Here is a 24,319-nt window from a genome sequence, read left to right as displayed (position 1 = left end):
TTAACTTCGTCTTCTGCGTCCTTTAAAGAAATAATGGTATCCCAGATAACCGATGCCGCATAACAGCAGCATCAGAGCGGAGATCCAGATGACAGGAAGCAGATATGGCGTGTGCTGGCTGGCTACGTATAACAGAACTGCGGAGAAGGCATACATCACCATCAGAAGTACGATGCGTTTGAACATATCCATATCGTCCGCTCCTCACCCTTATCTAAACAACCTACATTTTTTTCCGTATATCTATCTTTATGGTAACGCAAACCGACGAAAATTGCACTCAAAATTTGGTAAATATATAAAAATTTTAGTGGTTCAAAGGCTCTATTCATGAAAATGTTAAAATCAGGCTTGCTAAAACTAATATCATTAGTTATTATACTAATAACATTAGTTTTAGGCGAAAGGGGTACGGCTTTATGTTAAGAACGACGATTGAACAGGTGACTCAAATTTCTTTTCTTCCTCGCCTTTTTCCGATCAATGTTTACCTTGTAGAAGAAAGCGACGGGTTTTCCCTCATCGATGCGGGGATGTCATTTTCCCAAAAGGGAATCCTGCAGGCTGCGGCCGATATCGGAAAACCCATTAAACGGATCGTGTTGACCCATGCCCACGGCGACCATGTCGGTGCGCTCGACGGGTTAAAGAAGGAGCTTCCGAATGCCTCGGTCTGCATCTCGAGGCGCGATGCGCTGCTGTTGAAAGGAAATGCCGAGCTCCAGCCCGGAGAGCCGCAAACGCCGATACGCGGGGATATCCCGAAGAACATTACCACCGTTCCGGACGTTCTTCTGGAGGACGGGGACTCCATTGGTTCCCTCAAGGTCATCGCGACTCCAGGCCACACGCCGGGGCATATGGCGTTTCTCGATGAGCGCAGCGGCATCCTGATCGCCGGCGATGCTTGGCAGACGCGTGGCGGATTGGCCGTATCGGGCGTCATGAAACCATGGTTTCCGTTCCCTGCCATGGCCACCTGGAGCAAGGAGCAGGCCTTGGAAAGCGCCGGAATGCTTACCGCGCTCAAGCCCGCCGTTCTGGCTGTCGGCCATGGACGGATGCTGAGAAATCCGGCGGGTGCCATGCAGCAGGCCGTTGCGGAAGCCGAATCAACGTTCAGGAGGAATGCACGATGAGTCCACGACCCGGCATCGATCGGCTTCAACTGCTTCAAACCGCTGCCGAATTAGCGGATCGGGAGGGACTTCACGCGGTGACCCTGGCTGCGCTTGCAGCCAAGCTGGGGGTTCGCTCCCCTTCCCTGTATAACCACGTAGACGGGCTTTCCGGTCTGCATGCCGCCCTGATGCGGCATGGTCTCCAGACGCTCCATGACCAACTGCTGAAGGCTGTCGCCGGCCGGTCGGGCGAAGATGCCCTGCGCCTTGTATGCCTTACTTATGTCGACTTTGCTCGAACACACCCCGGATTGTACGAAGCCGCATTGCAGCCGGTCCGTCCCGAAGAGCAGGAAACGCAGCGAGTAGGGAATCAGATTGTCGAGCTGCTGCTTCAAATCCTGGCCCCTTACCAGCTCAGCGAAGCGGAAGCGTTGCATGCCGTACGGACCCTTCGCAGCCTATGCCACGGCTTCTCTTCCCTGGAACGCGCGGGCCAATTCGCCATGGATCTGAGTGTTGACGACAGCCTGGATTTCATGATCCGGAGTTTCGTCACCGGGCTCCATCTACAAGACGGACGGCGCTAGAAGGGCCGTACCTCCTGCGCCTGCCTGATTTTGCCTGGCATCAGAATGTGCTATAATCATAAGGCAGCACATTGTGATGTCATTTTATTTATGGAAAGAGGTCTGAATTGTGGTTAATTTCGATTCCCCAATTCTTCAGATAGGCTCTACGATCGCGATGCTGGTTATGGCGCTGGCCGTTATTTTCATTCGAATGAAAGCGAGCAACCGTCCCGTAACCGTCAAGAAGATTATCATCCCTCCCGTAGCGATGAGCACCGGATTCCTGATGTTCGTTGAGCCGCAGGTACGCATCCCCTTATGGTGGGCGGGAATCGCCTTTTTGGTAGGCTGGTTCATCTTCTCGTACCCACTGATCCGCAGCACCAAATTCGAGAAGGTCGACGGCCAGATCTTCATGCAGAGATCGAAAAGCTTCGTGTATATTCTGCTTGGCCTGCTGGCCGTCAGGCTCCTGCTCCATGGATATATTGAACAGCATATTTCCATCCCGCAGACCGCGGCGCTGTTCTTCATGCTCGCTTACGGCATGATTGTCCATTGGCGCATTTCGATGTACCGCCAGTATCAGCAGTTCATGACGCCGGAGGCGGCGATATAGCGGACATGTTCCATCGTAAACCAGTCATGAAACTTAGTTAAGCGCAAAAAGAAGAGTGCCGATGCTCACGCCATCCGGGAGGCAATTGCCCTCCCGTCCGCAAAGCTCCCTCCGAGGAGACTTGCGAAGTCGTGAAATCGACACTCTTTTATTCTTTGTATGTCAAAGGATCAGCTTTGTTCTTCGCTTACCTTCACCAGCTGTTTCCCGAGATTTTCTCCGGAAAACAGCCCCAGAAACGCCTCAATCGTCTTGTCGAATCCGTTGACGATATTCTCGGTGTACTGAATCTTGCCATCCCTTAGCCATTCGGCCAGCTCCTGCAGCGCCTCATTGTACCTGCTGGCGTAATCGCCGACCAGAAAGCCCTTCATTAGTGCCGTATTGGTCAGCAGCAGGCTCTGGATTCTTGGGCCCGTATCCGGCTTCTCCAGGTTATAGAGCGCGATTTGGCCGCAAATCGGGATCCGCGCATTTTTGTTGATCAGGCGCAGAACCGCATCCGACACCTCGCCGCCAACATTGTCAAAATAGACGTCAACCCCGTCCGGACAAGCTTCCGCCAAAGCCGAAGCCACATCTTCGGTCCGGTAATTGATCGCAACGTCAAAGCCGAGCTTCCCGGTCAGGTATCCGGTCTTTTCGTCAGAACCGGCAATACCGACCACCCGGGCTCCCTTGATCTTGGCAATCTGCCCGACAATCATGCCAACGGCGCCAGCGGCGCCCGATACAACTACCGTCTCCCCTTCCTTCGGCTGACCGATATCCAGGAGTCCGAAATAAGCCGTCAAACCGGTCATCCCCAACACGCCCAGCGCGGTCGAGACGGGTGCCAGATCCGGGTTGACCTTGCGCAGCGTCCCGGTGCGTACGGCGGCAAAGCGCTGCCAGCCCCAGGTGCCTGCAACAAAATCGCCCTCCCGATAGGTCGGATCCGTCGATTCCATGACCTGCCCTACTGCGCCTCCGGCGATAACCTGCCCTACCTCATATGGCTTGGCATAACTCTTGGCATCGCTCATTCTGCCCCTCATATACGGGTCCACCGATAAGTATACGGTCCGTACAAGGACTTCTCCGGCTTGAGGTACGGGCAAAGGCTGCTCCTCAAACGTAAAATCCGACTCCTCCGGCATGCCTTGCGGCCGCTTGGCTAGTATAATTCGTTCATTCACGGACATCTGAGTACCCTCCTTTTAGTATAACCGTCATCTTATCTTTACCCATTTTGTCCGTTTACCAATTTCCTAGCCTTTGCCACGCCCGTCCTTCATCCCCTACCTGCTCTTTACGAGCAAATTAACGGCATCCTGCACAAGCTTCTCCGTATCCTCGCCGTTCGCTTCGGCCTTGCGCACGCAGTCCACCAGATTGGAGCTTACGACAACGCCAATGGTCCGGTCGATTGCCGTACGCGAAGCGGATAATTGCGTGATGACCTCCCTGCAGTCCTTGTTTTCCTCCATCATCTTCAAAATGCCGCGAAGCTGTCCTTCAATCCGCTTGATCCGGTTTTTCATCTGATCGTCGTATTGCATATATGTTGTCCTCCTCATTGCGTATCTGCTTGTCAGGCTTGCCCTTATCCCTTTATTATACAACAAACGCCGCCTCTTTCCTCTTGACTGCCCCTCCCGGCAAGATCTCGCTGAGAACCTGGTCGTTCCGGCTTCGATGCAGCATGGAGATCTGCCGCTTGTACTTAGGGCTTGAATACGCTCAGAGCGCGTGGTATATTTTTAATCAGCTAATGAATTCATAAGCAACCAGATTCAAATCTCATAATTTAAAGGCAATGTTATCTTACAAAGGTACAACCTCGGCTATTCATAGTCCTGGCTGTGCCTTTTTTTATTTTACTAATTAAGGAGGAATTATCGATGTTTCTGGAAGCCATCTATCACCGCCCGCGCAAAAACTGGTCCTACGCTTATAACGGCACGACCATCCATCTCAGAATCCGCACCAAAAAGGACGACCTTACCGAAGTGTACGCCCTTGCAGGCGACAAGTACCTGTGGGATCAAACGATGGAGTACATTCCGATGACCAAGCTGTCCTCGGATGAAATGTTCGACTATTGGGAGTGTGAGGCAACTCCTCCATACCGCCGCTTGAAATACGGCTTCCTGCTGCAGCAGGGCGACGAGAAGCGCTGGATGACCGAATATGACTTCCTGACGGAGCCGCCGGCCAATCCGGACCGCTTGTTCGAATACCCGTTCATCAATCCGGATGACGTTTTTCATCCGCCGGCATGGGTCAAAGACGCGATTTTCTATCAAATCTTTCCGGAACGCTTCGCGAACGGGGACACGAGCAATGACCCGGAAGGCGCCTTGCCTTGGGGCAGTGCCGAACCGACGCCGAAGAACTTCTTCGGCGGTGACCTCCAAGGGGTGATCGACCATCTCGACCATTTAAGCGAGCTCGGCGTCAACGCGATTTATTTCACGCCGCTGTTCACGGCAACGACGAACCATAAATACGATACCGAAGACTATATGGAAATCGATCCGCAGTTCGGCGACAAGGACACGCTGAAGAAACTCGTCGATCTGTGCCACGCGCGCGGAATCCGCGTCCTGCTGGATGCGGTCTTCAATCATTCCGGCAGAACGTTTGCCCCGTTCGTCGACGTGCAGAAGAACGGTTTGAACTCCAAATACAAGGATTGGTTCTACGTTCGCTCCTTGCCGCTGGAAGTGGTGGACGGCATTCCGACTTACGACACGTTTGCGTTCGAGCCGCTGATGCCGAAGCTGAATACGGAGAATCCGGAAGTTCGGGCTTATCTGCTCAAGGCTGCGGAGTACTGGATCAAGGAAACGGGCATCGACGGCTGGCGCCTGGATGTAGCGAACGAGGTTGGACACAGCTTCTGGCGCGAATTCCGCCAAGTCGTGAAAAAAGCCAACCCGGATGCTTACATCCTTGGCGAAGTGTGGCATGAATCCTCCATCTGGCTGGAAGGCGACCAGTTCGACGCCGTCATGAACTACCCGTTCACGAATGCCGTACTGGATTTCTTCATCAACCGTACCGCCGATGCCGAGAAGTTCTCGTTCATGCTCGGCAAGCAGCTTGCCGGCTATCCAAGACAGGCCAGCGAAGTGATGTTCAACCTGCTGGACAGCCATGACACCGCAAGACTGTTAACGCAGGCGAACGGCGACAAACGCCTGATGAAACTGGCCGCCATGTTCCAATTCACGTACTTCGGCACGCCTTGCATCTATTACGGCGACGAAATCGGCATGGACGGCGGGCACGATCCGGGCTGCCGCAAATGCATGGAGTGGGACGAGTCGAAACACGACAAAGACCTCTTCCATTTCTACCAAACGCTCATTAAGCTCCGCAAGGAGCATTCCGCTCTTCGCACGGGAACCTTCAAATTTTTGAAGGCCGAGAAGAACGGGGGCAAAATCGCTTACCTGCGCGAGGACGACAATGAAACGATCCTCATTGCCGTCAACAACGACAAGGCGGGCAACACGATGACAATCCCTGTGCTGGACCGCCAGTGGACGAACCTGTGGAACGATGAAGGCCTTAGCGCGAAGCAAGGCCAGCTGACCGTGAAGCTGCCTGCTTACGGCTTTGCGATCTTGAAAGCCGGGCAATAAACATGAAACTCCCTTTGAATGCCATCGAGCCCGAGTATGCGGGCCGGCAGTCGAAGGGAGTCTTTTTTATCCGAGCAAAAACTGATCCGCCAAAGTAAACAGCAGAATCGTCAGACTAATCACCTGGTTCAGATTGTAGGAAGCAAGCTGCATCCGCCTGCGGCTGGAAGGCTTGATGATGCGGTGCTCCACGGCCAGCAGCAGCACCGAGATGGCAATCCCCGTCAAGTAGAGCCAGCCCAAACCTTGGATAAAGTAAAGGGAAAACAGCAGCATGACCATAATTCCGTGCAGCATTCTGGATATGAGCAGTCCGCCTTCTAATCCAAACGCGCGGGGAATGCTCCACAAGCCGGTGCTGCGATCGAATTCGATATCCTGCGTGGCGTAGATGATATCAAATCCAGCAATCCACAACATCACGACGGTACCGATAATAAACGGAATGAAGGCCAACTGCCCCGTTACGGCAAACCATGCCCCGATCGGAGCCGAAGCGATCGTAAAGCCCAGGTACAGATGGCACAGCCAGGTGAAGCGCTTGGTGTACGAGTACGTGCAGATCAGCACAATCGCTGCCGGTGATAGCCCCAAGCAGAGCGGATTCAGCATGCCTGCCGCAAGAATAAAGATGGCAAAGTTAACGACCACAAATACGTACACCTCGCGAGGCAGCAGAAGCTTTCTTGGCATATGGCGGTCCGCCGTTCTCGGGTTGGCCGCGTCGAACTTCAAATCGACGACGCGATTGAAGGCATTGGCCCCGTTGCGGGCGGCCACCAGCGCAATCAACGACCACAGCATGACATGCCATGACGGCACGCCGCCGGCGGCCCAGACCATGGAGATGATCGCAAAGGGCAGCGAGAACAGCGTGTGGGAGAACATCACCAGTTCTCCGAACATTTTGGTCTTATGAACGACTTTATACATCATCTGCATCCGGATCCAACCTCATTCGTTTATGTTTGGGATAACCCTGCCAGCACCTTATCCAAGGCACGGAGCATCGCTTCGATCTCTTCCTCCGGGATGATCATGGCGGGCTGAAAGGCCAGCACGTTTCGGCCCACCCCATTTTTGCCGATAATAAAGCCTTCATCCTTCATGCGCTCCAGAATAATATCCGTCCATGCTGCGCTCTCCTCGTCGGTCGCACCCCGGATTTCGGCTCCGGCCATAAACCCTTTGCCTCGGACATCAGCGATAAGCTCGTACCGGCCCTGCAGCTCCCTCAAGCCTTCGATGAGCCGCCCGCCAACGCGCAGAGAACGTTCGACCAAGCCTTCCTGCTCGATGTAATCCAATACGGCAAGCGCCGTCGCCGATGACACCGGATTGCCGCCAAAGGTCGAAGCCGAAGGCCGATTCAGACTGGCGGCGATCTCATCCGTCGTGCAGAACGCGCCGATCGGCACGCCATTGCCCAAGGCCTTCGCCATGGTGAGAATATCGGGCACGATGCCGTAATGCTCGATCGCGAACATGCGTCCGGTGCGGCCGCAGCCTGTCTGGATTTCGTCGGCAATCAGGAGAATGCCGTGCTCCTCCAGCATCGCCTTCAGCTCGCGGAAATACCAATCCGGCGGCGCGATCATTCCCCCGTTGCCTTGGATCGGCTCTACGATCATGGCAGCAAAGCTGTCTCCCTTCGCAGCGAGCACGCTCGCCAAGGCGTCCAGGGAGCGGCGGGCAGCGGCATCCTGATCCATGCCAGGATCATAAGGTCGTGGAATAAACGCAGCCACGTCTTCATCCAGGAAATCGTCGGCACGCCACATCGGGATGCCGGTCACGTTCATGGTCAGGAAGGTGCGCCCATGAAGGCCGTATTCCAGCGCCAGGAAGCTGCGGCGTTTCGTGTGCAGACGCGCGGCGAGCAGCGCGCCTTCATTCGCCTCGGAGCCGCTGTTCACAAAGAACGTTCGCTTTAAGTTGCCGGGCAAAACGCCGTTCGCCAACCGCTCCGCCAGGTCCACCATCGGCTGGGTAAGGTAAATGGTTGACGTATGCTGCAGCGTCTGCAGCTGTTCGATCGTTCTCGCCGTAATGGCTTCATTGCAATGGCCGCAGGCAACGACCGACACGCCCGTGAAGAAGTCGACATAAGCTTTGCCGTCATGGCCGTAAAGCGTATGCATCTTGCCGCCGACGATCTGGGGCGGTTCGCTGTAGAAATGCGCCGTGCAAGGATAGCCGTACCGCCGGCGCTTGGCAGCGACGGCTTCCGGACCGATATGGTTATGGCCATCATGTTTCATGGATGCTCCCCCTCTTTCGATTATTTCCGTTTTTCCATGTTCCGTGATAGAGACTGAGGAAAACGGTGCCTCGCATCGGATCATCTTCCTGCCCCGTCTCTAAGGGATCTCATGCTTCCGTCAGCTCAAGTTCCAGGGAATGGCCGAACTGGAGCGAACCGAGCGTGAACCCGGCGTATACCGGTGCCATGCTTTGATACAGCCTGCCGCATGCATCCAGGTTCGACGCAGCTTGACGATATAACCGCACCAGGCTGCGAAGCTGCTCGGTCGTATACGTTTTTCCTTCGATGCGGAAATGATGGACGCCGGCTTCATACAGCTCCTTCAGGATCGGCATGTAGCACAGCTCCTTCGCCAGCGCCAAGTGGTTGCGCCCTGCGGCGTCCCGGTAAACGGGGTTCTCCCCTTTATCCGTAAGCAGCACGAGATGGCGGTTATCCACGAAACGGTTGTCCTCTTCCGCTATGGGCTCGAACTCTGCGGCATTGGCGTATAAATCATGCTCCAGATACATGACGATTGGCGAGCCGTGAACGATGATCTCGAGGGGAATCTCCGGATGGCGCAGCATTTTCGTCAAATCATGGAGCTGAAGCTCAAGGGACGGATTGATTCGGGATATGCCAAAATGGTCCTGATAAAACGAAGCCGCCATATGGTTGTAGATGTTCAGGCTGAAATCGGCGATCAGCGGCAGCCCGATGGATTGAAACTTGTGCATGGCACCGATGTTGGTTGCAAGCAGGCCGTCCAGACCATAATGGTTAAACTCCATGCCTGCGCTGAGAAACTGATGGTACTGCTCCATCTGAAGCTCATTCATCATGCGGGGCATGCCAAGGACGATCTCCGCGTCCCCTTTATCCGCCGTCAAGGCTTCGATGTCTTTGCGGCTAAACGGACGATCCGGCTGGAATACGTCCCCCGTCAGGTAAATGACGCCTGCTCCTTCTTCTAATGCCGCACGGGCCTGCTCTACCGTGTTGACATGCACCGTAATTTGCGGAATCGACGTGTCCGGCCGTTCCCGCTTCGCATGGCGAAGCGATTCCTTCACCTGGAGCACCCGTTCCTCCTTCGTCTCGCGTTCGGCGGTAGGCGTACTGAACACCTTCCCCGTACTGTAAAACTTGCCTGTTCCCTCATAGCGGCGATTAATGAAGCCCAGTCCCGGCTTGCCGAAGGCATAAGCCGTCGTGAAATCGCGCTTGCGATGTTTATGCAGCATGTCCGCCCCCGCCTCGCGATTGTAGCCCAGCGGATCCGCAATATAACGATCGATGGCGTCTCCGTACGAATTCACGACCATCAGCAAAAACTCGGTGTCTCTCATGCGTCCTTCAATTTTGAAGCTGGTGATGCCGGACTTGATCAGCTCAGGAATGCTCTCGTACATGTACATATCCTTCGCCGCGAGCGGATACTCGGTCGGATAGAGATAGCCGTCCTTCTTCACCCGGTAATCCCAGCGGCAAGGCTTCATGCAGCGCCCGCGGTTGGAGCTGTTGCCGAACAGCATCGAGCTGTACAGGCAGTTGGCCCCGTGAACCGTGCACATGTCGCCGTGCACAAAATATTCGAACTCCATCCCGCTCCTGGCCTGCAGCACCTCTGCCGTTTTCAGGTCCATTTCGCGGGAAGCCACGATGCGGGAAACGCCCAATGCTTTGAGCGCTTCGATCATTTCCAGGTTGTGCACGTTCATCATGACCGAGGAGTGAACCGGAATATTCGTGTAATTCATCTCTTGGATCAGGGGAAACACGGCCAGGTCCTGCGCGATAATGGCATCCGGGCCGATCTCGTTCAGAAAGGCGAAGTAGCGCTTCGCTTCCTCCAAGTCCTCTTCATTCATCAGGTTGTTCACTGTAATGTAGGCACGTTTCCCGCGGTCATGCGCCAATTGGACGGCCTCGCCGACCTCCTCATAACTTAAGTTGTATCCCTTGCGCATCATGCGCATGTTCAGCGATGGCCCCCCGAAATATACGGCATCGCAGTTTGCGTCAATGACGGTCTTGAATATCTCGAATGTTCCGGCTGGAGCCAACAGTTCCACTTCTTTACCGTTAAAATAACGAGCCACAGTCCGTTCCCCCTACTCCCAAAAATATATTTTTTTCGATTGTAACATAATTCACAAATAAGATTAGTGAATTAATTCACAGTGATATTCACAGTAGGATGCCAGCTTTGAAAGGCAAATCAAGATACGAGTCGATTTTCTATTGACCAAACGTTCATTCAATAATAAAATAATGTTCATCAAGCGCTGCACATCATTGATAATCGAATGGAGGTATTCTATTGGATCTGCACTATGAAGTTCATGGAAACGGTAAGCCTATCGTCCTTGTTCACAGCGGTGGAGCCGATCTGCGGGACTGGAGTTATCTTGTCCCTCTTTTAGCGGAGCATTTTTGCGTCATTGCCTTTGACGGTCGCGGAGCCGGACGCTCTCCCTCTCCCGCTCAGCCGCCGAATTATGTTGAAGATTTGTTATCTCTTCTTGATCATCTGGATATTTCGCAAGCTGCGATTGTCGGTCATTCTATGGGCGGCCGGATTGCCACGGAGTTCGCGATCCATTATCCTGAAAGGGTATCGGAACTGATTGTCATAGCGCCCGCCCTGTCCGGTTTTCCTTATTCTCAGGAAATGCAAACCTACATGCTCGGGGTAAGCGCCGCTGCCCCTGATATCGAGAAAATGATCGAGCTGTGCATTGAGCCGCCTTCTTATGAAATTACAAGGAACCGCGCCGAGCGGGAGCTGATGGTCCAAATGCTTCGCCACCATTTCGAGCGGACGTTTACCTGGTCCACCTTTGACTCGGTTTGGCCGGAGCCGCCGGCGATGGACCGATTACAGGATATCTCGGCCAGAACGCTGTTCATCATAGGAGATCATGAACTGACCGATAACCAGCAGGTAGGAGAACAATTTCGAAGGGTTCCGGGCATTCGATTTGCCACCATCGCGGGAGCGGATCACATGGTCACGCTAACGCATCCGGAGGAGTTATCCCTTCATATCACCCCATTCGTAAAGGAATGAAGATTTCATGCCACGCTCACCCAGCGAGAACGAACGCATTCGCCAGATGGCGAAAGAGAAGATTTTGGAAACCGCCATGGATTTGTTTATCCATCAGGGGTACCATGCCACTTCCATTAGCGATGTAGCCAAGAAAGCCGGCACATCCAAAGGGCTGCTCTATAATTATTTTTCAGGCAAGGAAGGACTGCTTGCCGCTATGGTCGAGGAGCGAATCGCAAGCGTTGCCGAAGTTATGGAGAATTCCGCTTCACTCCAAGCACCTGCGGATCAGCTGAAATATATTTTGGAGCAAGCCATCGACAACGTCTATCAGCAGCCGGAAGTATTCCGTTTTTACTTGCATCTTCAAACACAGCCCGAAGCGGATCAAGAGCTGTTTCCCTACAGCAAGCGTCTTGTGGAAGAGGCTGCACGGCAATTTGAGATTCAATGCCGCATATTCGAAAGTCTCGGAGTACCCGAGCCGCGCAAGCGCTCCTTGTACTTTTCTTCTACCCTTCAGGGCATCATGCTGATGATATCCACCTATCCCCTGCACTTCCCCATTGAAGAAGTGAAGGAGCAGATGCTGAAGGAGTTTTGCCCGTAACGCCAAAAGAGCCGAGGTTAATCCTGTGTTTCAGGATACCTCGGCTCTTTACGCTACACGTTCTCCATGCATACTGATGGATATTTATAATGCTCCACTTTCTTCGTACTGTCTAACGTTCCTCTTGCCGTCCTCTTACCCCGGCACTCCTCATCACTTTGATCATGGACAGAATGCCCATAAACAGCTCACTTTTTTCAACTTTTTCTCTTCCTTCATGTCCTTAATCAGTTATGCTATGAATAACAGGATCGAAACGTACGAGGAGGAAAGAAACGATGGCTATTCACTGGCTGGAACCGGATATCGCCGAATGCACCCGAAGAGGAATCGCCTACTTTACGTCGGAGCTGGAGATGGCGAATGGCCTGCCCTGCAAAATGTACCGCATTACCGAGAAGTTCGGGAGTTTATCCGATCATATGCATGACTATCTTCAAATCTGGTATGTCAGCAAAGGCGAATTCATCCATACGCTCTATGGCCAAAAATACCGGATGGTCCAGGGCAATATATTCGTGCTCCCTCCTTACAGCGTCCATCGCGTGGAGATGGTCCCCGGGAAAGAACTGGAGGTGCTCGGGTGCGAATTCATGCCGGCCTTCATTAACGAACGATTGGAGGGGATGCCGGACGAGCCGCAGCTGTTCGACCTTTCCTTCATCAAGCCTTTTGTCACGACCGAAGACCGCGTCCCGCTCAAAATCACCTTGACCGGCGGCAGTGACCTAGTCGTTAAGGAACTCCTGACTGAAATGCTGAACGAGTTCGGAGGCCGGGGCCCCTTCTTCGATATTCTGCTGAAGGCCAATCTGCTGAAGCTGCTGGCGATCGTGAACCGCGAGCATGCCGAGCAAAGCAAGCATATATCGGTAACCGCGGGCAGCGCCCCGTATCGGGAGCCCATATTGGAATCCGTTCAATATATCCACGACCACTTCGATCAGCCCCTGTGGCTGGAGGATCTCTGCGCGCGGACGATGATGTCCCGGACGAGCTTTTGCCGACGTTTCAAGGAAGTGACAGGCTGGACCTTCAGCCAGTACTTGGCCAACTACCGGATACGAATGGCGATGCGGCTGCTGACGGAGCCCGAGCTGACGGTAACCGACGTGTGCTTCAAGGTCGGGTTTAACGAGCTTCCCTACTTCTGCCGCATTTTCAAGAAATACACGGGAACGACTCCCGCTTACTATAAAAAGAACGCTTTTAAAACCGTGGACTAGCGCCTCGGTACGATAATCCAATAAATAAACACGATAGTGAAATCGAAGCGATCGCTCACATGCTATACTCGGGGCAAGCAATAACGAAGAAGCATGCGACAGGCTCATGTCATCACTGCATCATCAATCCACGATTTTGGAGGAGAACCGATGAACAAAATTACAATTGCCGTGATTGGCTGCGGCACGATTGCGAACAGTGCCCATATCCCCGCCTACATGGCCAACGAAGATGCCGAGATCAAATATTTCTGCGATATCTTGAAGGACCGGGCCGATGCCGCCGTCGCCAAATACGAATGCGGCCAAGCCATCGAAGATTACAACCAGATCCTGAACGACCCTGAGGTCGACGCGGTATCGATCTGTACGCCGAATGACGTTCATGCTTCCATCGCCATCGATTGCTTGCGGGCAGGAAAGCATGTATTATGCGAAAAACCGGCAGCCCGCACCTACGCGGAAGCGCTGGAGATGCAGAAGGTTCAGCACGAAACGGGCAAAACGCTCAATATCGGGGTGGTCAACCGTTACAATGAAAGCGTAAACAGAATCAGAAAAATGATTCAAAACGGCGATCTTGGCGAGCTGTATCACGTTTATGCCAGCTTCCGTTCCCACCGCTCGATCCCGGGTCTCGGCGGCGCCTTCACGACCAAAGCCATTGCCGGTGGCGGCGCGCTGATCGATTGGGGCGTTCACTTCCTCGATGTCGTGATGTACTGTACGGGCGATCCGAAGCCGAAGACCGTCTCCGGTCAGGCTTATTGCAAGCTGGGCAAAGACATGGAGAATTACACCTTCCTCAAAATGTGGGCAGGTCCGCCGAAATATGACGGCACGTATGACGTCGACGATTTTGTCACGGCCCTCGTCCGCACGGAAGGCCCGACCATTTCCCTGAACGGCGCATGGGCGCAAAATATCGGCGCCGAAGAAATGTTCATCGACTTCCTCGGCGACAAAGGCGGCATCCGGCTGAAATACGGCGCGGACTTCACCTTCTACACCACGGAGGACGGCGCATTGATCGAAACCACGCCGAAATTCAATCTCGGCAGCATGTTCCAGAATGAGATCGACGGGTTCATCCGCTGCATTCAAACCGGGGAGAAACAGCCTTCGCATATCGATACGGTCATCCTTTCCTCCCAGATCATCCAGGCGATTTACGACTCGTCCGACCAAGGCGCGGAGGTTTCGCTGCAGCCCGTTGCCCAGAACAGCCTATAACCTATAGTTCGAACGCCAGGGAGGCCCTTTATCATGAAAAAAATCGGATTCATCGACCTGCATTTGGACCAGTTCCACGCGAACAAATATCCCGGGTGGATTGAGCAGGCATCGGAACATGCCATGAAGGTCATGTACGCCTACGGCAAGAAAGACAAAGAGAACGGGCTCACGAACGCCGCCTGGAGCAAGGAGTTTGGAATTGAGCTGCTGCCCACGATCGAAGAGGTGGTGGAGCGCAGCGATTACCTGATCGTGCTTTCCCCGGACAATCCGGAATTCCATGAGGAGCTGTCCCAGCTGCCGCTGCAATCCGGCAAGCCGACCTATATCGATAAAACGTTCGCCCCTGACCGCGAAACGGCCATCCGCCTGTTCGACCTGGCGGCAAAGCACGGAACGCCGATGTATTCGACGTCCGCCCTGCGTTTTGCCAGCGAATACCGTGAGCTGGACCGAAGCGATATTCAAACGATCAGCAGTTGGGGACCGGGCGCCTTCGCCAATTATTCGATCCATCAAATCGAGCCGATCGTCAGCCTGATGGGGACCAGCCCGAAGCGGGTGATGTACATCGGAACGCCTGACTCCCCTGCCCTGCTGATCGATTTCGGGAACGGACAGCAAGCCACCGTGAATCATCTCGGGGATAATTGTCCGTTTACTTTGGGGATAAAAAATGGCGACGGGGGCTTCAAGCAGGTCACCGCGAATTCGAATTTCTTCGCCTTGTTCATCGAGAATCTGGTGAATTTCTTCGAAACGGGCGAGCCTGCCGTCAACCCGGCAGAAACGGTCGCCGTCATCACGATAATCGAGTATGGATTGAAGGCGGCTGACACCCCTTATGTGTGGGTGGATTTGCCTCAATAGCAATACCAAGGGTTCGTTACACATAGGAATATATAAAAAGAGCTGCTCCAACAGGCCGTAAGGGCCCGGGGCAGCTCTTTTTCACGTAACACGCCAGCCGGAGATCCCGTTCTGAAGAGTTACACTTCTTTCCGCTGAAAATAGACGAATCCCGCGAGAAAGAATAGTAGAAACCCTCCTACCACGACGGTCATGAGGCTTTCGAACGGCAGGTTGAATGCGCCGAAATCGGCTTGACCCGCCGGCATCATCGCAAGAAACGGCTGCGTCCACGGATAGTAAGGAGCATACGTCTGCGAGTTGGCTACCAGCATGTTCGGTATGGTAAATACGACGTTCAATGCCAGCGGAGCGGCAAAGCTGCTCCAGGCCGTTGAAACCCCAAGCTGCAGCGCGGCAAGCGGCAAGCAGGCAACCCAACCGCCAAGCAGGCAACGCAGCAGCATTTCCCACGGAATCGGAGCATCCACCTTGTGGATCAACCCGGCTCCCAGCACGGCGCCCATGAACAGTAACTGCACGACGGCCAGCAGCATGGCTACCACCGAGAATTTCGCAAAATAGACGGCGCCGCGTGAAACCGGCAGGACAAGCAGCTGCTTCCATCCCCCGCCCGAATGCTCATACCGGCATACCATGGCACTGAATATCCCCGTCAGAATCGGGAGCAGCAGCATGGCATGCAGAATGATCATAATGCTGATCAGATATTCCCATGGCGCCAGCTCCTCAGGCTTTCCGTTTAATATGCCGAGCAGCATGACCAGGACCGCGCACAGGAAGATTTGCGGCCACAGCTTCGATTTCGACAGCTTAAGCCACTCTGCGGATACCGCTCTTAGATAGGATGCCATCTTAGTCCACATCCTTTCGGTTAAAATGAATCAGGCCAGCGCATGCGATCACCGCGCCCAGCAGCAAACCCGCTCCGATGACGCGGGCTTCTCCCGGCCCCATGTAAGCCAGCAGCGGCCATTTTAGCGGCATCCAATCAGGAAACTGCAGGGCGAACATCGACACGACCGAGGCGGTAATCCCGATCCCGACCGCGATCCCCTGGTTCTTAAGCGTCAAAGACATCCACAGTTGAAAGGCCAGCATGGGAAGCGCCGCGAATAACTGCACAAACCCAATGCGCAGCAGATCGACATACGGCATTTGAACTGCCCCCATCCCCAGTACGATGCCGAGGACGGCGGTACTTATCGACAGAAGGAGACAGGATACGCAGAGAATCAGGAAAGCCTGCACGAACTTGGCACTGAATACCGCCGTTCTGGAGATAGGCAGTGCCAGCAGCTGCTTCCACGAGCTCAGCTGATGCTCCACGTTGGCCATCAGCGAGCAGACCAGCGTGATCCCGAGGAACAGGGCAATCGGCACAAAGAAGAGCACGTTCTCCAGCAGTCCGCCCCAAGGATCCGCCGCGTAGGATTTCATCAGGTAATCGTATCGAAGTCCGAAGTTCAGCCCTTGCATCGCTGCCAGCCCGACGGGACCGAGCGCAGCGAGAAACCAGATGCCCTTGCCTCGGATTTTCAGCCAATCGGCGGAAAGCGCACGGAACATCATACCCGGCTTCCCTCCCCTACGATCTGCATGAAGATATCCTCCAGCGACCTCCGCTGCTCTTCCACCCGGTATACCGCATGCTGGTTCTCTACCAGGCGCTTCACGAGTTGCGCGATTTTGGCATCCTGCATGCTCTCCAGCTCCAGCATCTGGTTCCGCAGGACGCCTTCGCAGCCTAAGTCTAGGGCTAGTCCAAGCGCTGCCTCAGGCTCGGATACCGATAAGCGGAAACCGCTAGACGCCGTGGATACCAGATTGTCGATCGTATCCTGGAACACCATCCTTCCTTCGCGAATAATGCCGACTTTGTCCGCCATCTGCTCGACCTCGCCCAGCAGGTGACTGGATACCAACACGGTAATGCCGTATTGGCGCGGCATATTCTTGATCAGCTCCCGGATTTCATGTATCCCGGACGGATCCAGGCCGTTGGTCGGCTCATCCAGAATGAGCAGCTCCGGATTGTTCAGCAGGGCGGCCGCGATGCCAAGACGCTGCTTCATCCCTAGCGAGTATCCCTTGACCGGGCGCTTGGCCTCCTTCGTCAAGGAGACGATCTCCAGCACTTCCGCGATGCGGGATTTCGGGCCGCCGGTAATCCGGCGGATCGCTTCCAGATTCTCTACGGCCGTCAAGTGGCCGTAATAGGATGGGTATTCCACAAGCGATCCGGTCCGGCGCAAAATGTCCATTTTTTCGCTCTTTAAATCCTTGCCGAACAAATGAATCGCGCCACGCGTCGGTTGAATGAGTCCGAGCAGCATGCGAATGGTCGTCGTTTTCCCGGCACCGTTCGGGCCGAGGAAGCCGTAAATGTCGCCGCGGGCGATCTCCAGATTCAAATCCACGACCGCTGCGCGCTTTTTGTATATTTTATATAAGCCTTTTGTTTGAATGACGAGTTCCGTCACGTTCATCACCTCAGGTATACATCCTACATGTCCAAGGTTAAATGCCGGTCGGCCCCAAGTTTAAATTTTCTTTAAAAAAGCTGGCAGCCTATCCAAACGGTTATTTCGTGAAAAGAGCTAAGAGTCACTTGGTACAGCTAAGGCCGCTCCGGTGCCGGATCGTTCTTCCGATCGCTGTTAAATCCAGGAAACTGGAATTTGCCCAGGGGTGGTTTCCCGGATTTAAAGGCGAACGCTTCGCTTCTCCAGCAACGATTCCGTTCCCTCCGCTGGTGCATTTTCATTAGTTCAAGAGGTTTCCTCCCATAAGCTAATACGCATGAAAAAGCCTGCGTTTGCATTTGCTTCTGTCGGCTGGTAAAGCTAAAGAAATCGCATCGATTGCAGCCTATCCACCGTTTTAGCAAGTGTCCGAATATGATATAATATCTTTGCCGAAACGCTTATTGCGTCCGTACAGGGGGGCTACCTGACGCTGATGATGGCATGCCGATCACTCTTCTCTCACATGAATCGACTAAGCATTATGATTGGAGTGTGGTTAACGATGAATATGAATGTTCTTGTTCAATTGGATTTCAGAATGAATCTCTCTCTTAGTCTAACAGCTGTAGCCTGCCTTGCTTATGAACCTAGTTCACTGACGAGCTCGTGAAACTCGAGCGAAAAGCAATGGTACGAAGACGCCTGACAGGGCGTCTTTTTCTGTTATTGGCAGCTAAAAAAAAGAGGAACCGATAATCGAGCCGGCTCCTCTTTTTATATATTCGACCTAGCCCTCACCATCCGGATAAAATGCCTGATAGCCCGGCGCTTGATTGCTCAACGCTTCCAGATGCGGATCCTCGTTCCCTCCTCCGAGCTTCCCACATGGCTTTCCAGCCCCATCTCCCTGGTCAGGTGGTCCACGATGGCCAGGCCGATGCCCGTGCCTTTGTTGCCGGAATCGCTTGCGATCCCCGGCCCATGGTCCGAAATGACAAGGACGCCCTCAAGTCCTTCCCTCTCCTCGGTATGAATGCCGATGTACTGCCCGGATCGGGCGTGGCGAGCGACATTTTGGAACAGATTATCGAGGAGCCTCCGGAACCACAGCACGTCTACGTTCCAGTGGAGCGGCTCGTCTCGCACCTGGATGTCAGGCTCGATTCCCGCCTTCTCCCATACCGGATACCAGGCAGCGGCGCTTTCCTTGACGATTCGCAGCACGTCTGCAGATTCCATGTTCAGCTGCACTCTGCCGCTGGTGAGCAAGTTGTAGGACAGCAGGTTGTCGATCAGGCCGCCCAAATCCGCGATTTTCGATTCGATGAGCGACAGCGATTCTTTTCCCTTCGGGCTCAGCGGCTCCCGTTCCATGGAGAAAATATGGCTTCGAATCACCGTCAGCGGGGTTCTGAGATCATGGGACAGATTGGCGATCAGGGATTTGCGCAGCTCTTCTTCCTCGCGCTGGCGGCGCTGTCCCTCTTCCAACTGGATAACCATATCGTTATAACCCTCTTCCAGCTGTCCAATCTCGTCATACTTGGTTAACGTAACCGGCTGCGGTATGCCCGTCGACGCATGGGACGACGTCATGGCCGAACGAAGCCGCAGCAGCCGCTTGCGTATGCGCACGAAGAACAGCCAGGAGACCAGAATGAACAGGCCGGACATCGAAGCCGTGAACAGCCCGTACAGCGCCGTTTCGCTCGCAATGGGCTGCTGGACATTAAGATATTTTCTCGGCAGCTGCATGACCATGAAGCCTTCTCCCGATCCCTCTCCTCCGATAAAAGCCACGGAGGTGAACGGATCGCTATCCAGGGAGTTTTTCATAAATTGCACGGTATAGGGCGCGCTCCATACCTCGGGCAAGTTAGGCTGCACCGGCAGCTGCAGCCTGGTCTTATTGCCGCCATCCACCCAGAACATGGAGATCTCCGGATACTCCTGCCGTATCGAATTCAGCTTCTGCTCAATGGCCTCCGGCGAAGCTCCGCTTAATCCGGCAGCTTCCTCGTGCCACATTCTCTCTAACGCGGCACCGCTGGTATATTTCCCGGCAGGGGCCGGCGGCCGATCCGAGAAAGTATCGTTCACGAACCAGTAAAAAATCGACGCTAACGGAAACATGATCGGCATGAAGATCATAGCCATCAAAATCAGCAGCAAATACCGATTGGTCAGCGAATTGCGGAACCTTCCCTTCTTCCTTTTCCATCTCATGCTCTCACCCGGTAGCCAAGCCCGCGAACGGTCTCAATAATCTCCGGGTTGGCGGGGTCCCGCTCGAGCTTCTCCCGGAGATACCGGATGTGGACCATCAGCGTTTTGTCCCCTTCGATATATGATTCTCCCCAGACCGACTCGTATATTTGCTCCTTGGTCATGACACGCCCCTGGTGCTGGAGCAGATACATAAAGATTTGATGCTGTTTGCCGGTCAGCAGCGTCTCCTCGCCGGTATCCTCGTTCACGATCCGATTCTCGTCTTCATATACCGATAAGTGCTTCACTCGGATGGGCTCCGCGGATTTCACGACAGACCGCCGCAGAAGCACCTCGAGACGGGCAGCCAGCTCGTCCGGATGGAAAGGCTTTGTCAGGTAATCGTCGGCGAACTCAAGCCCCTGCAGCTTATCGTCAATAGAGGTTCGAGCCGACAGCATCAGGATGGGCAGTCCGGGATAGGCCTTTTTGAGACGCTGCCCGACCGTAAAGCCGTCCAGCCCCGGAAGCATGACGTCCAGAACAACGACCGCACACGGAGCCGCTTCCTGTACGGCCTGTTCTCCGCTCAGCAGCCACCGTACCTCGTATCCCTTGTCTCTGAGGAATTCGCTGACCCATCCGCCGATCTCCCGGTCATCCTCAATATATAGAATGCATGCGCTCATGGTAAATCTTCCTTTCCGTACGAACATTCGTATCTCCCCATGAGGGGTTATTCTATAGCCTTTAAGTCAAAAAAAGGCCCTTGCAAGCTTTTATGTATGCCGTAAATTCATCTTTTGTCATTGTAACATGGGATCCCCGATGTTCATGCATCCGATTTGCTAACCTGCCGTGCTCCCTCGGGAATATCCTGTTCTCCGGCAAACCGGCCGAGCTGCTGGAGAGCCCGCATTCCGTGACGGCCAATTATTTGCGGCAGTTTCGTGCTTAGTCCTCAGAGTAGCCTTAGGGCTATAACGGATGTCAAACAAGACCCCGAGCATGCCTCCTTCCAGGGGCTCGGGGTCTTGTTGGGTTTTGCTGTATAAGGCAGGATCGCAGCCTATTCCAAAATAACGGTCGTATAAGGCGGCAGTGTTAAACTGCTGCCATCCAATGCCGCGCTGTCGTCGGTGGTTCTCGCCAATGACCGGAAATCCGCAGATCCGTTCTTTGATGCCAGGTCCACGGTCTGCTCCGTGCCTGACAGGTTATGAACCACAAGGGCCCCGCTCTCGTTTGTCCGGCGGATATAGGCCATCACTTGCTGGTTCTCTGACGCATAAGATTCAATCGTGCCGCTGTTCAGGGCAGGCAGCTCATTCCGCCACCGGATCAGCGTGCGATAGCGGAACAGCAGGGAATTCTCGTCTCCGGTCTGCTGCTCCACGCCTTGGACCTGATCACCGCGGTTATGCGTAAGCGGCTCCCAGTTCGTCTGTCCCTTATCGCTGCCCGTATTGGACCAGATCATCGGCTCCCGGATTTGCTCGTCCGGCTTCGCTCCCTTCATCCCGATCTCTTCGCCGTAATAGATAAACGGATGGCCCGGCATCGTCAGCAGAATGCCGGCAGCCATCTTGGCGTGGTTTACGTCATCCTTCAGCTGGGACATGACACGGTTCATGTCATGATTCGTCAGGAAGGTAGCATCCGTAAACTTGCCGTCCGATACCTGGCTGAACAAGCCATATGTCCGCTCCAGGGTGAAGGCCAGGTTGTTATCCTTCTCGTTCATGGCGGCACCGAGGATGCTCTCGCCCAAGCCGAAATTGAATCCGGAATCAAATGCATTCTCCAAATACGGCGCGATGACCGCAGCGGAATTATCCCAAATCTCCCCGACGATATAAGCCTCCGGGTTCACTTCATTCATGCTGGCGCGGAATTCCTGCCACCAAGCCGTATTCTTGGCCGTGGTCGCCTCGCCCTTATCGGACATCAGATCCTCGTAAATATGCTTGGCTGCATCGATCCGGAAGCCGTCGACGCCCAGCTCCAGCCAGAACTTCCCGATATCCTTCATCTCCTCGCGGACCTTCGGATTATCGAAGTTCAGATCCGGCATCCCGCCCCAGAACGTGCCCATGTAATGCCCCCCGTTCATCTCATGCCAAGGGGAGCCGCTTCCCGCCGCGCTGGATCCGGAAGGCGTTTTCCCTTGATCCTCGGCCCAGATGTACCAATCCCGGGTACCCGAGGCCTTGTCTTTCGCAGCCTGCTGAAACCAAGCATGCTCCGTGCTTGTGTGATTGACCACCAGATCCATAATGATCTTGATCCCGCGCTTATCCGCTTCGGCAAGCAGCGTCTTAAAGTCATCCAGCGTCCCGTAATCCGGGTGAATGGAACGGTAGTCGGTCACATCATAGCCGTGATAGCTCGGCGAAGGATGGATCGGCATCAGCCAAATCCCCGTCACGCCAAGATCCTCCGAGGTTTCCGGATTTCCGTCATTCAAATAATCCAGCTTCTCGATGACCCCTTGCAAGTCACCGATCCCATCCCCATCGGAATCATAGAAAGAACGCACGAAAATTTCATAATAGACGTCGGAAGGCTGCTCATCCACCTCCGTTTTTCCTTCTGGCGCAGGCGCTTTCGTATCCGGTTGTTTCGATTCCGAAGCCGCCGGCGGCTTCGCCTCCTCTTGAGGCGCAACCGCGGTGCCGCTGCAGCCTGCAAGCAGGCTTCCCGTAAGCGCAAAGGCCGTAAGCCATAACGGCAGAGCCCTGCGTCTTCCCCATGTATTTCGTATCACGCTGTTACCCCCTGTTCGCTCACGCAGCTGATATTCATCGAGTCATTCCGCTTATGTAATCTAAAGTATTTTCATGTATAATCAGAAAGCGCAAACGTTTGAATCAAAAAGCACTAGAATTTTCCAATAAAACGGTTACATAATAAGGTCTGGCTTTAATTCCATCTTCATCGGTTGATAACGGCCTGTTTTGGATCCCACTCTATCATAACCCACACTTTCGTTTTGTTAAATCGTTTGCACAATGCCATTTTAAGTTGTTTTCCGGTTTTTTCTGGCCATAATACCGGCCTTTCTTCCGTTTTCTAACCCTTGCTTCTTTTTTGATGCATTTGTGAAATAATTGCGTTGGACTGACTTGGATACGTATTTACAAGCCTATCGATTAACGTTAATATAGCAGTGTGAAACCGTTTAACATACCGGATCAATATGCCTTTAGATCAATAGGTATCCACGTATACACAGGGCCTGACAGACCCACAATTTAATAAAGAGGAACGGTCGGCGAACAGCGGAAAGTTACTCTTGTGAAATAAGGGAGACTCCAGTAGTCGCTTTCTTATTTTCAAAAAAACGCAAACGGTTCCACTGGAGGTCCTATTATGTCAGTAACGATAAAAGATGTCGCAAAACGAGCGGGCGTATCCCCCTCCACCGTCTCTCGGGTGCTTTCCAACCATCCAAGAATCAGCCGCGAAACCTCGCGCAAGGTGAAAGAGATCATGGAGGAAATGGGCTACCATCCCAATATTATGGCCAAGAGCCTTGTTTCCAAAACGACAGAAAGCATATGCGTCATTCTGCCGAAACCCGCGGAGGAATTGTTCCTCAACTTATTCTTCATGGAGCTGATCCGCGGTATCGTCACCCAAGCGAACCGTTCCGGATACGATGTCGTTCTCAGTTCGGGCGGCAACGAGAAAGAGGAAGTCGAAGCCGTATCCCGCCTTCTTAACGGCCGCCGCGTCGACGGCGCCATCTTGCTTTACTCCAGGCAGGACGACCAGGTCGTTGATTTTCTGAAATCGAACAACTACCCCTTCGTGCTTGTCGGCCGGAGCGAGAAATATCCTGACCTGTTATCGGTCGATACCGATAATGTGCAGGCAGCCTATGATGCAACCAAGCATTTGATCTCGCTTGGGCATCAGCGGATCGGTTTTGTCAGCGGGCCGCCAAACCTGATCGTATCCCAGGACCGGATGAAGGGCTACGGGAAGGCACTTGCCGATGCAGGCCTTGAAATGAGAAAAGAATGGATTGTTGAAGGCGAGTTCCTGCAGGAGAGCGGCTATCGCGCCATGTCCTTTTTCATGAACCTGCCCGAACGGCCGACGGCGCTTGTCATTGTCGACGACATTGTCTCATTCGGCGTGGTTCGCGGACTGCACGAGCTGGGGTATAAAGTTCCCCAGGACGTATCGATCATCAGTTTCAACAACATCTCATTGACCGAACTATCGACCCCACCGCTGAGCAGCGTTGACATCGGCATCTATAACCTGGGTTATACCGCTTCGCAGGCGTTGATCCAGACCATTCGCAACGATGACAACACGATCCTGCCGCACCGCTATATTATTCCGCATCGATTGATGATCCGCGAATCCTCGATGTTTTCGCCGCCTAAATCTTGAGTGTCGACGAATATGCGGAGCATAGCAAGAAGTACTTAAAATAAAGA

General features: G+C 53.8%; 22 protein-coding genes. 10 read left to right on the top strand and 12 right to left on the bottom strand.

All coding sequences use genetic code 11. From position 1 onward, the window contains the following. Positions 1 to 192, bottom strand: coding sequence for a hypothetical protein (locus MHH82_RS03210; protein WP_009595964.1), 192 nt, complete (start codon positions 190 to 192; stop codon positions 1 to 3). 227 nt (positions 193 to 419) lie between these two features. Between MHH82_RS03210 and MHH82_RS03205 the strand changes: the two genes are divergently transcribed. The 3 genes from MHH82_RS03205 (at position 420) to MHH82_RS03195 (ending at position 2,312) form a co-directional block, all read left to right on the top strand. Further along, the gene (locus MHH82_RS03205) at positions 420 to 1,139 is read left to right on the top strand and encodes an MBL fold metallo-hydrolase (protein WP_340963216.1); all 720 of its coding nucleotides are present in this window, start codon (positions 420 to 422) and stop codon (positions 1,137 to 1,139) included. After that, the gene (locus MHH82_RS03200; RefSeq protein WP_340963213.1) at positions 1,136 to 1,711 is read left to right on the top strand and encodes a TetR/AcrR family transcriptional regulator; all 576 of its coding nucleotides are present in this window, start codon (positions 1,136 to 1,138) and stop codon (positions 1,709 to 1,711) included. Before MHH82_RS03205 ends, MHH82_RS03200 begins: the two co-directional genes overlap by 4 nt. A gap of 109 nt (positions 1,712 to 1,820) precedes the next feature. After that, positions 1,821 to 2,312: a cytochrome c biogenesis protein CcdC gene (locus MHH82_RS03195; RefSeq protein ID WP_009595968.1), complete on the top strand. Its 492-nt coding sequence runs from the start codon at positions 1,821 to 1,823 to the stop codon at positions 2,310 to 2,312. Between the two features lie 170 nt (positions 2,313 to 2,482). On the opposite strand, the gene MHH82_RS03190 is transcribed toward MHH82_RS03195, so the two are convergent. Both MHH82_RS03190 and MHH82_RS03185 read right to left on the bottom strand, forming a co-directional pair. Then, positions 2,483 to 3,496, bottom strand: a complete 1,014-nt coding sequence (locus tag MHH82_RS03190; RefSeq protein ID WP_340963208.1) for an NADP-dependent oxidoreductase — start codon at positions 3,494 to 3,496, stop codon at positions 2,483 to 2,485. A gap of 96 nt (positions 3,497 to 3,592) precedes the next feature. Next, positions 3,593 to 3,853 carry a metal-sensitive transcriptional regulator gene (locus MHH82_RS03185; RefSeq protein WP_012818820.1) on the bottom strand — a complete coding sequence of 87 codons (261 nt, stop codon included), beginning with the start codon at positions 3,851 to 3,853 and terminating at the stop codon, positions 3,593 to 3,595. A 342-nt stretch (positions 3,854 to 4,195) separates the two neighbouring features. Between MHH82_RS03185 and MHH82_RS03180 the strand changes: the two genes are divergently transcribed. Then, the gene (locus MHH82_RS03180; protein ID WP_340963204.1) at positions 4,196 to 5,944 is read left to right on the top strand and encodes an alpha-glycosidase; all 1,749 of its coding nucleotides are present in this window, start codon (positions 4,196 to 4,198) and stop codon (positions 5,942 to 5,944) included. 66 nt (positions 5,945 to 6,010) lie between these two features. On the opposite strand, the gene MHH82_RS03175 is transcribed toward MHH82_RS03180, so the two are convergent. The 3 genes from MHH82_RS03175 to MHH82_RS03165 all read right to left on the bottom strand — a co-directional run bounded on the left by MHH82_RS03175 (position 6,011) and on the right by MHH82_RS03165 (position 10,294). Next, complete coding sequence (locus MHH82_RS03175; protein ID WP_340963201.1) at positions 6,011 to 6,886, bottom strand: UbiA-like polyprenyltransferase; 876 nt, start codon at positions 6,884 to 6,886, stop codon at positions 6,011 to 6,013. A 20-nt stretch (positions 6,887 to 6,906) separates the two neighbouring features. Beyond that, positions 6,907 to 8,205, bottom strand: coding sequence for an aspartate aminotransferase family protein (locus MHH82_RS03170; RefSeq protein WP_036664636.1), 1,299 nt, complete (start codon positions 8,203 to 8,205; stop codon positions 6,907 to 6,909). 109 nt (positions 8,206 to 8,314) lie between these two features. Then, entirely contained in the window at positions 8,315 to 10,294 is a 1,980-nt protein-coding gene (locus MHH82_RS03165) for a peptidase U32 family protein (protein WP_340963196.1), read from the bottom strand. 221 nt (positions 10,295 to 10,515) lie between these two features. Between MHH82_RS03165 and MHH82_RS03160 the strand changes: the two genes are divergently transcribed. The 5 genes from MHH82_RS03160 (at position 10,516) to MHH82_RS03140 (ending at position 15,189) form a co-directional block, all read left to right on the top strand. Further along, complete coding sequence (locus MHH82_RS03160; RefSeq protein ID WP_251502123.1) at positions 10,516 to 11,265, top strand: alpha/beta fold hydrolase; 750 nt, start codon at positions 10,516 to 10,518, stop codon at positions 11,263 to 11,265. 7 nt (positions 11,266 to 11,272) lie between these two features. Next, positions 11,273 to 11,857 (top strand): TetR/AcrR family transcriptional regulator, encoded by a 585-nt coding sequence (locus MHH82_RS03155; RefSeq protein WP_009591341.1) that lies wholly within the window; start codon positions 11,273 to 11,275, stop codon positions 11,855 to 11,857. 278 nt (positions 11,858 to 12,135) lie between these two features. After that, the gene (locus tag MHH82_RS03150; RefSeq protein WP_012818813.1) at positions 12,136 to 13,083 is read left to right on the top strand and encodes an AraC family transcriptional regulator; all 948 of its coding nucleotides are present in this window, start codon (positions 12,136 to 12,138) and stop codon (positions 13,081 to 13,083) included. A gap of 150 nt (positions 13,084 to 13,233) precedes the next feature. Further along, positions 13,234 to 14,316, top strand: a complete 1,083-nt coding sequence (locus tag MHH82_RS03145; protein ID WP_009591335.1) for a Gfo/Idh/MocA family protein — start codon at positions 13,234 to 13,236, stop codon at positions 14,314 to 14,316. Positions 14,317 to 14,349: 33 nt separating this feature from the next. Then, positions 14,350 to 15,189: a Gfo/Idh/MocA family protein gene (locus MHH82_RS03140; protein WP_340963189.1), complete on the top strand. Its 840-nt coding sequence runs from the start codon at positions 14,350 to 14,352 to the stop codon at positions 15,187 to 15,189. 119 nt (positions 15,190 to 15,308) lie between these two features. On the opposite strand, the gene MHH82_RS03135 is transcribed toward MHH82_RS03140, so the two are convergent. The 6 genes from MHH82_RS03135 to MHH82_RS03110 form a co-directional block, all read right to left on the bottom strand. After that, positions 15,309 to 16,043 carry an ABC transporter permease gene (locus tag MHH82_RS03135; RefSeq protein WP_009591339.1) on the bottom strand — a complete coding sequence of 245 codons (735 nt, stop codon included), beginning with the start codon at positions 16,041 to 16,043 and terminating at the stop codon, positions 15,309 to 15,311. A gap of 1 nt (position 16,044) precedes the next feature. Continuing rightward, on the bottom strand, positions 16,045 to 16,761 hold the full coding sequence (locus tag MHH82_RS03130; protein WP_340963184.1) for an ABC transporter permease: 717 nt from the start codon (positions 16,759 to 16,761) through the stop codon (positions 16,045 to 16,047). Then, a complete protein-coding gene (locus MHH82_RS03125; protein ID WP_433942049.1) occupies positions 16,758 to 17,678 on the bottom strand; it encodes an ABC transporter ATP-binding protein in 921 nt (306 codons plus the stop codon). Before MHH82_RS03125 ends, MHH82_RS03130 begins: the two co-directional genes overlap by 4 nt. 816 nt (positions 17,679 to 18,494) lie before the next feature. Beyond that, positions 18,495 to 19,883 carry a sensor histidine kinase gene (locus MHH82_RS03120; protein WP_340963182.1) on the bottom strand — a complete coding sequence of 463 codons (1,389 nt, stop codon included), beginning with the start codon at positions 19,881 to 19,883 and terminating at the stop codon, positions 18,495 to 18,497. Beyond that, entirely contained in the window at positions 19,880 to 20,554 is a 675-nt protein-coding gene (locus MHH82_RS03115; protein ID WP_012818807.1) for a response regulator transcription factor, read from the bottom strand. The genes MHH82_RS03120 and MHH82_RS03115 overlap by 4 nt, the downstream gene beginning before the upstream one ends. A 380-nt stretch (positions 20,555 to 20,934) precedes the next feature. Then, positions 20,935 to 22,632: an alpha-amylase family glycosyl hydrolase gene (locus MHH82_RS03110; protein ID WP_340963177.1), complete on the bottom strand. Its 1,698-nt coding sequence runs from the start codon at positions 22,630 to 22,632 to the stop codon at positions 20,935 to 20,937. A gap of 605 nt (positions 22,633 to 23,237) precedes the next feature. Between MHH82_RS03110 and MHH82_RS03105 the strand changes: the two genes are divergently transcribed. Further along, positions 23,238 to 24,272 carry a LacI family DNA-binding transcriptional regulator gene (locus tag MHH82_RS03105; RefSeq protein WP_009593335.1) on the top strand — a complete coding sequence of 345 codons (1,035 nt, stop codon included), beginning with the start codon at positions 23,238 to 23,240 and terminating at the stop codon, positions 24,270 to 24,272. Positions 24,273 to 24,319: the final 47 nt, after the last annotated feature.

It is taken from the genome of Bacillus sp. FSL K6-6540 (assembly GCF_038007545.1).
The sequence above is the reverse complement of the archived record's forward strand: the minus strand, read 5'-3'. Positions and strand labels throughout refer to the sequence as shown.